Genomic DNA, 11072 nt, shown 5'->3' with positions numbered 1-11072 from the left:
GTACAGCACCCGGCCAGTCCGCCCACACTAGCCTAAAAACCACGCCCGAGGCCGCCTCGCACTCACCACCTCTCTTCATCCGGCTCCGGCCGGAGGGGGGCGGGTGTCCAGAGGGTGCGGGGGGAATCCTGCAAGGTTCCCCCAACACCCTTTGGCCGTCGGAGACACGGCGACAACATACAGAAATTCCATCGAAAGCACCTCTCGGCCCCGCCAACACAACACCCAACCACCAAGGCCGCTTTCCCTCGACACCGAAAGCACCTCTCGGCCCCGCCATCACAACGTCAAACCACCAAGGCCTCTCTTCCCCGCGTTCTCTCCCTCCGCTCTTCCTCTTCTTTCCCCCCCTCTCTCTTTCCTCCCCCCCCCCAGCCCCCATCCTTCCAAAAGAAACAAAAAAACAAACCACCCCGACCGGTAGGAGGCAACCAGTCGGGGTGGCAGTCTTAAGGGAGGACGAAAGGGGGGTGCGCTATGCGACGTCGCGTGTGGCGGCGACGGCCGCGATGTCCGTCTCTCCGGTGCGGATGCGCAGGGAACGTGTTATCTCGGTGACGAAGATGACGCCATCGCCTTCGGCTCCGGTGCGGGCACCTTCTGTTATTGCGTCGAGGGCTGCATCCACAAAGTCCTCGTTGACGCCGATTTCGAGGCGAATCTTCTTGAGCAGGGTGACTTCCACCGGCAGGCCGCGATAGGTCTCCACGAAGCCTTTTTGGCGGCCGCTGCCCAGAACGTTTGTGACGGTCATGCTGAAGATATCTTTGGCGTACAGGGCCTTTTTCACTGCGTTGAGGCGCTCGGGCCTGATGTATGCTGTGATGAGTTTCATGCTTTTCTCCGGCGGCGGTTATTCGGTGGTGAAGATCTGGAAGCCGTTGTAGGATTCCACGCCATGCTCGGCGATATCGAGGCCTCGGAGCTCTTCGTTTTCTTCAACGCGCAGGCCCATGAAGGCTTTGACTGCGGCGAAGGTGACGACGCCCGTACCGAAGGCCCAGCCGAACACGGAGGCAACGCCGAGGGCCTGAATTCCCAGCTGCGTGAATCCGCCGCCGTAGAAGAGGCCGGTGATGTCGCCGTAGCCGGGGGCGGCCATGAGGCCGACCATCAATGTGCCGTATGCGCCGCAGACGCCGTGCACGGAGATAGCGCCCACCGGGTCGTCCACCTTGAGGACCGTGTCAATGAACAGGACGGACAGGACAACCAAGATGCCGCCGCCGAAACCGGTGAGAAGTGCTCCCATGGGGGAGAGTTCGTAACAGCCTGCCGTGATGGCGACGAGTCCGGCCAGCGCGCCGTTCATGGTCATGGACGGTTCGGGGTGACCGAAGCGCAGCCATGCGGTGATCATGGCGCCGAGTGTGCCGGCAGCAGCGGCGAGGGACGTGTTGACGGCGATGTAGCCGATAGTCCCGTCGGCGGTGGTGGTGGAGCCGGGGTTAAAGCCGAACCAGCCAAACCACAGGATGAAGACGCCAAGGGCCGCGAGGGGCATGTTGTGACCGGGCAGGGCGTAGGCCTGTCCATCCGCGCCGTATTTGCCCACACGGGGGCCGACGGCCATGGCGCCGGCAAGGGCTATCCAGCCACCAACGGAGTGCACAACGGTGGAGCCGGCAAAGTCCGCAAAGCCCATGCTTTCAAGCCATCCACCGGACCCGCCCCACAGGCCGCCCCAGCACCAGTGCCCGGAGATGGGGTAGATAAGACCCGTGACAACCATGCTGACGACGATGTAGGCCGAGAACTTGGTGCGTTCGGCCACGCCACCGGACACGATGGTTGCGGCGGTGGCGGCAAACACGCTCTGGAAGAACCAGAAGGTCAGCGTCCACATGCCGTCTGGCGTGGTGGCGTCGACGCCCATAAGGCCGAAGCCGCTGCCACCAATCATGGACCCGATGCTGTCGCCGAACATCAGCGCGAAGCCGAAGAGGAAGAAGGCGACGGACCCGACGGAGAAGTCCAAAAAGTTTTTCATGATGATGTTGCCCGCATTCTTTGCGCGGGTGAAACCGGTCTCGACCATGGCAAACCCAGCCTGCATGAACATGACGAGGATAGCGGCGAGCAGCGTCCACAGAATGTTGGCGTTATCCTGACTCAGCATGGCCTGTGACTCTGCCGCAAAGGCGGCAACGGGAGTGGTGGCGATGACGGCCAGTGTGAGCGCACCCGCAAAGGGGAGCGATAAGGGACGCTTGGGACTGAGCCAGAACACAGACATGAGAGACCTCCTTTTCGGCGCCGCTTGCGACACCATTTGCGGAAATTCCGCCCCACAGAATCGGGGCGCGACATTTCTGCTAAAGCAAGGCTTGGGCCAAACATGGTAACACCCTGGAATAATGGGAATTGTTGGATACCCCCGGAGAGCGCAAGATGATAACCTTGGTATAAATTAACAAAAAAAGCATATATACACTGTGCGTAAAGTTACAAAAACGTCAATTTAGCGTTTTTAAATAACACTCCGAAAATACAAGAAAAGTCTACCTCTCCGACAAAATGGCAGCCTGAAATGTCAGAATTTCGTGAAAACGGTGCGCCGGGGCTGGTGGGGGAGTGGGGGTGTTTTGTTTTGTATCGCGTTCTGTCTTCGCCACATGGAGAGGCGCTGCGAAGCGGGGGTGCTGACGCGGCCTGAAAGAGATGGCGCTGTATAGAGAAAAGTACCGTCGCGTCAGTAGGCTTTGACCTAAAGCGTCCATGTGCCTCCATCCCTCCTGTCCTCCTGCGACGACTGAATCCCCGGCATTCCATCCCACCACCGCTCCCCACCCCAATATTGGGATTCTCAAGGGCAAAGCCCTTGCGCAGCGTTGCTGTCTTGATCTCTAAGCCCCTTCGCCCTTTCAGGGCGAACGGACGAAGAGCTCAAGTCAGCGGAGCTATCCTCTTGACTCCGGCGTAACGACCCGGTCCATCCTAGGGCACATAAAAAAGGGTGACTTCGCTGAAAGCGAATCACCCTTTTGTGTTGTGGCAATAAGCCTTAGTGTGTTGCCTTATTGCCTTTTGTCGTTCTTTTGCGATTTCCGAATCAATTTCGAAAGGGCTTTTTCTTTTGCCTTCCTCTCATGATTCTTTTTTTCATTCACTTTGCTTTCAAGGAAGTGAAGCTCGGAGCGCATATCCAAATAGTTTTCATAGCGCTCCATCTCCAAAGAGCCGTCGATGAGCAGTTCCCGCACGGCGCAACCGGGTTCATTTTGGTGGGTGCAGTCATTGAAACGGCACCGCTTGGCAGCTTCATGAATCTCGCCGTAGGTGTCGTCTAGGCTCTGCCGACTTCCCCAAAGCTGAAGCTCGCGCATGCCGGGTGTGTCGATCACCATGGCTCCGCTTTCCAGAAAGAACAGCTCCTTGTGGGATGTTGTATGCTTTCCCCTCAAGTCGCTTTCACGCAGCGAACCGGTTTTCAATGCGCTTCTTCCCAAAAGAGCGTTGATCAGCGAGGACTTGCCCACACCGGAATGTCCGGTGAAAGCAATGGTAGAGCCGGGATGAAAGCTCGTTGAGAATGTCTCAAGCCCTTCATGGGTCATGGCACTCACCACGTGGATAGGGAGGTCCTCCGCGACACTCTGGGCTTGAAGCAGGGCGAGGTCCTTGTCGGCGCAAAGGTCTGCCTTGTTGAGGACGATAATCGGCTTTGCGCCGCCTTCCATGGTCATCGCAATATATCGCTCAACGCCCCGGAGATTGAAGTTCCTGCCGCCATCAAGGCCGCAGACGATACAGAGATAATCAATGTTCGCTGCAATTACCTGTTCCTGCGTTTCCGAGCCTGCTCTGTTGCGAGAAAATGCGCTGGCCCGTGTCAGAACCTTCTCGATCTGGGCGTAATCATCGCACTGTCGAATAACGACCCAATCACCCACAGTGGGGTAATCAGCCCGGTTGATGGCGGTGTACTGAAAATGGCCTGAGACGTCTCCGTTCACGACGCCTTGCGGTGTGTATATCCTGTACTGGTGGCGTGATTCCTTTACAACGCGACCAACATTGAATCCTTGATGTTTGTATGGCTGAAGCTGGTCTTCGAAAAACGGATTCCAACCGAGTTCTTGCATACTAAACATGTTCGCCACCCATGTGTTGACGTTCAATTTTGTCCAAAGCGACTCTGGCCGGGAACGGCAATTGCGTAATCAGGCGTGCTGCCAGCGTAAACAGTACGACCTCATTGTCGTCGCAGGCAATGCGGTTGGTGCGGATAAAGCCGCATTTTTGGCACTGGTGTATAACAGCGCACTCCCCGTTGTCCTTAACCCACAAAGCGATTGGCTCCATGGTGCCTCGACAACCGGAACGACGATCACCAATTTTCATGTCCACGTGCTTGCTGTGCAGGCAGTGGCAACAATGGTTTCGATTTTTCGTTCCGCTTAATGGCGAGGGGACTGTGAGACCGCAATGCTCACATATAAATGGGTTTGTATCAAAGTGTATGGTTTTCCGCTGTCGGGACATGACTCTGCTCCTGCAAATACACATTGTATTTACCAGTCTTTGCAGCCGCTTGTGAAGCCTGTCTCCTGATTTGCCGATAACAGCGCACGGCACAATGAACTCATGGAATCCAGTTGGATGTCCATAAGTCGTCTGCTTGCGCACAGCACAAACCAAGAGCGTGCTTATAGAAAGCCGCTACAAATTAACGTATCGGGGTAATGACAATATGGGGCAGGGGTGCCCTGTTTTGCGGGATGCGGAAGAAAGTGGGTATAAAAAGCAGCAAGCCCTCATGAGAACGTTCTCTCATGAGGAAGCTTTTCAAGCGCATTCCTAAAACAGGAACACCCTTTTTACATTTGTAAACATCAAAGCTCCTTTGAATTGATGCCATGCACATATGCAGTGAATGGCGCATTTGTCAATGGCTGATTGCCGTCACGAAATGGATGCTGGTGTGCTTCGTCCTTCGCGGCATCTGGCCTGCATTGAAGAAGTGTTGCGGTCCCGTTGCTCGCCCATGGCGAGCTGGTGTGGGTTCCTCAGTTGCAGAACCGCACGGGTGCCTCCCTGCGGAATCACCTCCGCTCCCGCCCCATCGTTCAACGCACCCGCCATCCCCACCCCACCCTTATCTCCGTCCCCATATTGGGATTCTCAAGGGCAACGCCCTTGAGCCAGCGGAGCTATCCTCTTGACCGCGGCGTAACGATCCGGCCCATCCTAGGGCACCGCATTGGGCGCCCCCCTGTACAACACAGTGGCGCGCAGGGCAGCGATGCAAAAAATGCTGTTGCATGTGGTGGTGCAGTGACGCGCACGCGTTATATGGGGGCGGGGGAGGGTGCTGTGACGGGGCGTCACAGGATTGAAACATCCAAACCGCTTGACACAGCGGCAAAAGTGGGCGTAACACTTTTCGCATGTGCAACACCACCACCGCTACCACCACCCGCTTCACCATGACCGGCCTGATGTATTTCTGGCTGTTCTTTATGTATTTTATGCGGGCCTGCGGTCAGGGGTGGAAGGGTTTATAGCACGGGGAAAAACCAGCTTTCATCGGGGCCGCAGGCATCAGCCTGCGGCCCTTTTTTATGCAATTTCGGGCTTGTGCAGGCTGGTGTCGGCGCAGATGGAGCGCAACACAGTGGAGATAAGACAATGATGCTTGGCAAAGCCATCCGGCTGGAACGAATGTTCAACCGCAACACGGGACGTACCATCGTGGTTCCCATGGACCACGGGGTGAGTGTTGGCCCCATTTACGGCCTTGTCGACCTCAAGGGCACCGTAAATCAGATTGCGGAAGGCGGCGCGAACGCCGTTTTGATGCACAAGGGGCTGCCACGCTGCACGCACCGTGGTGCGGGACGAGACATTGGCCTGATCATTCATCTTTCTGCCAGCACGTCGTTGTGTCCGACGCCGAATGCCAAAACCCTTGTGGGGTCGGTTGAGGACGCGCTGAAATTGGGTGCGGACGCGGTATCCGTGCATGTGAACCTTGGCGATGAGACGGAGCGCCATATGCTGCACTCCCTTGGCGAGGTGACCTCGAAAGCCGCAGAGTGGGGCATGCCGGTGCTGGCGATGATGTACGCCCGCGGCCCGCAGATTGAAAACGAATTTGCTCCGGAGATGGTTCGCCACTGCGCCCGTGTGGGCGAAGAGCTTGGTGCCGATGTCGTCAAGGTCGCCTACACCGGCGATGTGGAGAGCTACGCCACTGTTGTGGAATCGTGCTGCATTCCGGTGGTGATTGCCGGTGGTCCGAAGCTGGACAACACCACGGACCTTCTGCGTATGGTACACGACAGCATTCAGGCGGGCGGCGCTGGGCTGTCCGTTGGCCGCAACGTCTTCCAGCATCGGGACGTCTCCCGCTTGCTCAAGGCGCTGAACGGCATCGTCCATCAGGACTGGGACCTTGATCAGGCCGTTGAATTCATGGGCGAGAAACTGGACTAGAACCGGCAAAACCACAGCGGAAGCGAGCAATGAAACAGATTTTTGTACAAGCCATCCCCTTCGACAAGCACTTCGTGACTCTGGCTCTGGAATCCGGCGTAGACGGCGTTATCGTGGAGAAAAAGGACGCGGAAGCGGTCCGCGCGCTGGCCAAGACGGCCGTGCACACTCCCGGCGATTTCACCACCGTTGCCCTAGGTGGAAAAGAGGACGAGGAGAAGGCGGCAAAGGCCCTTACGGCGGGGAAAAACGTTATCCTTCGCGAGGGATGGGAAATCATCCCTGTGGAAAACCTTTTGGCGCAGGGGCAGGGCCTTGGCGTGGAAGTGGCCTCCTATGACCGGGCGATTCTGGCTGCGGGCATCCTGGAGCGCGGCGTGGATTTCCTTGTTGTGCTGCCCGAGGCGGCGGCGGATTTGAAGGCCATTGTCGGGGAGCTGAAATTGAGCCAAGGCACGTTGGAGCTTGAGACCGCCACGGTCACGGCAGTGGAGCAGGCGGGCCTTGGGCACCGCGTGTGTGTGGATACCCTGAGCATGCTGAAGACCGGCCAAGGCATGCTGGTCGGCAATTCCAGCGCCTTTACCGTGCTGGTGCATGCGGAGACGGAGTCCAACCCGTATGTGGCGGCGCGTCCCTTCCGTGTGAATGCCGGTGCGGTGCATGCCTATGCCGCCATGCCCGGCGACAAGACCAATTACCTTGAAGAGCTGCAGGCGGGGTCGCAGGTGCTGGTGGTGGACGCCTCCGGCAATACCTCCCTTGCCACGGTGGGCCGGGTGAAGGTTGAAGTCCGCCCCATGCTGCTGGTTACGGCGCGAACCAAGGCCGGCGCAGAGGGCAAAATCTTTCTCCAGAACGCGGAGACCATCCGCGTGGTGCGCCCGGACGGAAGCCCTGTTTCCGTGGTGGAGCTGGCCCCGGGTGATGAAATCCTTGTTCGGACGGACGCGGCGGGCCGCCATTTCGGCATGCGCATTCAGGAAGAGATCAAGGAAGGCTGATGATGGGCGACGCCATGGAGAAGAGCGGCGCGAAGGAGCGCCTTGGCGAACTCCGCCGCGAAATCGACGCCATAGACGAAGCGCTTGTGGCGCTGCTCAACCGCCGGGCGGGGTGCTCGCTGGAGGTTGGGCAGATTAAGCAGGGCTCTGGCGACTGCGTGTTCAAGCCCCTGCGGGAGCTGCAGGTCATGGAGCGACTGCTGGTGCATGCCGACGCCCTGCCGGAACGCCACCTGCGCGCCATCTACCGCGAGATTTTTTCGTCCAGCCGCCGGCTTCAGCATCCGCAGCGGGTGGCCTACCTCGGCCCCGAGGGCACGTTCTCGTACTTTGCGGGCATTGAATTTTTGGGCCACAGCGCGGACTACATGCCCCAGCAGGACCTTGAGGGCGTGTTCCGGGCGGTGAACTCGGGCGAATGCGGCCTTGGCGTTGTGCCGCTGGAGAACTCCCTCCATGGCACCGTGGGCCAGAGCCTTGATTTGTTCCTGCGCTTTGACGTGCGCATCCAGAGCGAGCTGTACTGCAAAATCAGCCACAGCGTGCTGGGCGCGGCGCAAAAGCTGGGCGACGTGAAGCGGGTGTACTCGCACCCGCAGCCCCTTGCCCAGTGCGCGCGCTGGTTGCGCGGCAATCTGCCAAACGCGGTGCTGGTGCCTGTGGAAAGCACGGCCGCTGCCGCATCCCGCGTGCAGGACGACCCGGAGGCCGTGGCCATCGGCCATAAGCGCCTCGGTGATATCTTCGACCTGAACGTTTTGGTCGAGGGCATTGAGGACCTGCCGGATAACTGGACACGCTTTGTGGTGATTGGTCAGGGGCAGGAGACGGGCGAAGGACGCGACAAAACGTCGCTCCTCTTCACCCTGCCGGATAAGCCCGGCGCGCTGTCCGGCGTGCTGGATGTGTTCACCCGCTACGGCGTGAATATGAAAAAGTTGGAATCGCGCCCCATGCGGGGCGAAAAATGGAAGTATGTGTTTTTTGTGGATGCGCAGTGCGATTTGGAACGCAGCGACTTTGCCCATGTCTTGACGGAAGTGGAAGAGCGCTCAACCACCATGCGCATTCTGGGGTGCTACCCGGAGGGAGAGTCCTTTGACGTCTCCTCGCAACCCGGGTCGGACGCTCCGTAAAAAATATTCGCATTTCGCAAAGGGAGAACAAGGGAATGAAGGTCAACTACGACGAACAGAAGGACGTGCTGCGTATCGTCCTCTCCGGAACGCCGGTCCGCCGGTGCGACCATGAAAAGCCCGGCGTGGTGCTGGGCTATGGCGGGGACGGAACGCTGGTGAATCTGGAAATCCGCGACGCTTCGCGCAAGATAGACAATCCACGCAGTGTGGACATTGCCATGAATGGGCGCAGCGTGCACGGCATGCGCCTTCTGTAACGTTGGAGAATCCATCCATGCATATTTCTCATGCCACCGTCCGAGTCAAGGCTCCGGCCAGCAAGTCCATGTCGCACCGCGCCGTCATCGCAGCGGCGTTGGCGCAGGGACAGAGTCGGCTGACCGGGGTTTTGGATAGCGTGGACCTCGACCGGACGATGGACTGCCTGCGCGCCTGCGGGGCGACCATCGAACGCCGTGGCGACACTGTCGTCGTGGATGGGGTTTCAGGCCTGCCCCGTGGCGGGGAGAACGAACCGGCGAACTTGAACGTACACGAATCGGGCACGACCTGCCGTTTGATGACTGGTGTTGTCGCGGCGGGCAGAGGGCGCTTTCGCCTCCACGGAGCGCCCCGCATGCACGAGCGCCCAATCGGTGCGCTTGCGAATGTGCTTGAAGACCTCGGCGCGCAGTTCGTTTGGGAAGGGAAAAAGGGGTTTCCGCCGTTCGTTCTCTCCGCCTCGGGCTTTCCGGGCGGCGCGGTCACTGTTGATGCCGGGGAGAGCAGTCAGTACCTCTCCGGCGTGCTGCTGGCCGCTGCGTGCGCCCGCGAGACGACAACCGTCGCCCTTGGCGGCGAAAAGGTCGTGTCGTGGCCGTATGTGGCACTGACGCTGCAGATTCTGGACGACTTCGGCATTGATGTGCGCGTGCAGACCCGCAGCCAAGGCGGCCAATGGGCCGATACCGACTGGCGGGATATGGACGCCGCACGCCCCGGCCATGTGCGCTTTGTGGTGCAGCCGGGCGCCTATGTCAGCGGCGACTACGCCGTGGAGGGCGACTGGAGCAACGCGTCGTACTTTCTTGCGGCGGGGGCTGTCGGGCCGCATCCTGTTCAGGTGAGCGGCCTGCGTATGGATTCCCTGCAGGGCGACCGCGCCATGTTGGACATCCTTGGCCTGATGGGCGCGCGCATCACGTGGTCCGAGGACGGCGTGCTGGTTGCGCCGCCGGTGTCCGGCGGCCTGCGCGGGGTGACGGTGGACATGGGCTCGTGCCCGGACATCGTGCCGACGGTGGCGGTTGTGGCGGCCCACGCCACGTCGCGGACCGTCATTACCGGCGCGGCGCATCTGCGCATTAAGGAATGCGACCGCCTTGACGCCACGGCCACGGAGCTGGCCAAAGTGGGCGCCAAGGTGACGACCACGGATGACGGCCTCATCATTGATCCGGCTCCCATCCGCCCCGGCGCGGTGGACCTTGCCACCTACGGCGACCACCGCATTCCCATGAGTCTGTCCGTGCTGGAGCTTTCCGGCGTTGTGCCGCACTTTGATACACCGGAGTGCGTTTCCAAATCTTTTCCCGGTTTCTGGGACGAATGGGCTGCTGTCCGCCATGTGGTGGCGGGCCGCGCTGAGTGAGAATGAACGGTATGCAGATAGAAAGCCTCCTTGTCGTCGGCAGTCAGGGCCGAATGGGACAGCTGTTCATGCAGCGGGCCGAGTCGTGTGGACTTGGCGTGCGCGGCGTGGACAGGCCGCTGTCCCGCTCTGCCGTGGCCGAAGCCGCGCGCGGTGCGGACCTTGTGCTGTTGGCGGTTCCTGCCTCCGCCATGCAGGAGGTCGCCGCGCTGTGCGCGTCCGTGATGACGCCGCCGCAGATTCTGGCGGACATCTGCTCCGTGAAGGTGGCCCCCGTGGCGGCCATGATGGCCGTCTATGACGGTCCCGTTGTGGGAACGCACCCGCTCTTTGGCCCCGCGCCCAGCGCGGATGACCGGCGCGTGGCCGTGGCCGGTGGCCGGGACGACGCCGCGCGCGATGCGGTGCAGGCCTGCTTTGCCCGCATGGGCTTTGATTCCTTCATGACCACGGTGGACGAGCACGACAGCGCCATGGCCGCCATTCAGGGCCTCAATTTCGTGACCACGGTGTCGTACTTTGCGGCGCTGGCCGGACGCGAGGAACTGGAAAAATTCATCACCCCCTCCTTTAACCGCCGCCTTGATGCCGCCCGCAAAATGCTGACCGAGGACGCCGAGCTGTTCTGCGGTCTTATGGACGTGAATCCGCACACGCAGGAAAGCGTGCGCGCGTTCCGTTCCATGCTCAACATCGCCGCTGGTGGCGACATTGAACTGCTGGCCGAGCGGGCCAATTGGTGGTGGCGTCGTGATACCCTTGGGGGAGACGTGTAACCTTTTGCCAGCCGTCATAACGGCGCACCACCAGAAAAAGGCCGCATCCCCCCTCCGGGATGCGGCCTTTTTTCATGCCGCGCCG

Annotated in this window: 10 protein-coding genes; 6 read left to right on the top strand and 4 right to left on the bottom strand. The window is 59.9% G+C overall.

Translation table 11 applies throughout. The annotated features are described in order from the left end of the window. Positions 1 to 475: 475 nt before the first annotated feature. The 4 genes from ACI3L3_RS04135 to ACI3L3_RS04120 all read right to left on the bottom strand — a co-directional run bounded on the left by ACI3L3_RS04135 (position 476) and on the right by ACI3L3_RS04120 (position 4485). On the bottom strand, positions 476 to 835 hold the full coding sequence (locus tag ACI3L3_RS04135; RefSeq protein ID WP_404843828.1) for a P-II family nitrogen regulator: 360 nt from the start codon (positions 833 to 835) through the stop codon (positions 476 to 478). Between the two features lie 18 nt (positions 836 to 853). Then, complete coding sequence (locus ACI3L3_RS04130) at positions 854 to 2236, bottom strand: ammonium transporter (RefSeq protein ID WP_404843827.1); 1383 nt, start codon at positions 2234 to 2236, stop codon at positions 854 to 856. Between the two features lie 781 nt (positions 2237 to 3017). Beyond that, positions 3018 to 4094 (bottom strand): ribosome small subunit-dependent GTPase A, encoded by a 1077-nt coding sequence (gene rsgA, locus ACI3L3_RS04125; protein ID WP_404843826.1) that lies wholly within the window; start codon positions 4092 to 4094, stop codon positions 3018 to 3020. Continuing rightward, positions 4087 to 4485 (bottom strand): RNHCP domain-containing protein, encoded by a 399-nt coding sequence (locus ACI3L3_RS04120; RefSeq protein WP_404843825.1) that lies wholly within the window; start codon positions 4483 to 4485, stop codon positions 4087 to 4089. Before ACI3L3_RS04120 ends, rsgA begins: the two co-directional genes overlap by 8 nt. Before the next feature lie 1146 nt (positions 4486 to 5631). Here ACI3L3_RS04120 and ACI3L3_RS04115 point away from each other — a divergent pair. Genes ACI3L3_RS04115 through ACI3L3_RS04090 form a run of 6 tightly spaced genes read left to right on the top strand, consistent with a single transcriptional unit; the run spans position 5632 to position 10987 of the window. Next, positions 5632 to 6438, top strand: coding sequence for a 2-amino-3,7-dideoxy-D-threo-hept-6-ulosonate synthase (locus ACI3L3_RS04115; protein WP_404843824.1), 807 nt, complete (start codon positions 5632 to 5634; stop codon positions 6436 to 6438). Positions 6439 to 6467: 29 nt separating this feature from the next. Continuing rightward, positions 6468 to 7442: a 3-dehydroquinate synthase II family protein gene (locus ACI3L3_RS04110; RefSeq protein ID WP_404843823.1), complete on the top strand. Its 975-nt coding sequence runs from the start codon at positions 6468 to 6470 to the stop codon at positions 7440 to 7442. A 2-nt stretch (positions 7443 to 7444) separates the two neighbouring features. Further along, on the top strand, positions 7445 to 8578 hold the full coding sequence (gene pheA / locus ACI3L3_RS04105) for a prephenate dehydratase (protein WP_404844118.1): 1134 nt from the start codon (positions 7445 to 7447) through the stop codon (positions 8576 to 8578). A gap of 35 nt (positions 8579 to 8613) precedes the next feature. Continuing rightward, on the top strand, positions 8614 to 8838 hold the full coding sequence (locus ACI3L3_RS04100; RefSeq protein ID WP_404843822.1) for a DUF2283 domain-containing protein: 225 nt from the start codon (positions 8614 to 8616) through the stop codon (positions 8836 to 8838). A gap of 17 nt (positions 8839 to 8855) precedes the next feature. Then, a complete protein-coding gene (gene aroA / locus ACI3L3_RS04095) occupies positions 8856 to 10211 on the top strand; it encodes a 3-phosphoshikimate 1-carboxyvinyltransferase (RefSeq protein WP_404843821.1) in 1356 nt (451 codons plus the stop codon). Positions 10212 to 10222: 11 nt separating this feature from the next. Further along, positions 10223 to 10987, top strand: coding sequence for a prephenate dehydrogenase/arogenate dehydrogenase family protein (locus ACI3L3_RS04090; protein WP_404843820.1), 765 nt, complete (start codon positions 10223 to 10225; stop codon positions 10985 to 10987). Positions 10988 to 11072 lie beyond the last annotated feature (85 nt).

This window comes from Desulfobaculum sp. SPO524 (assembly GCF_044987625.1).
GTDB lineage: Bacteria > Desulfobacterota > Desulfovibrionia > Desulfovibrionales > Desulfovibrionaceae > Desulfobaculum.
This window is presented reverse-complemented; position numbering and strand designations above follow the sequence as displayed.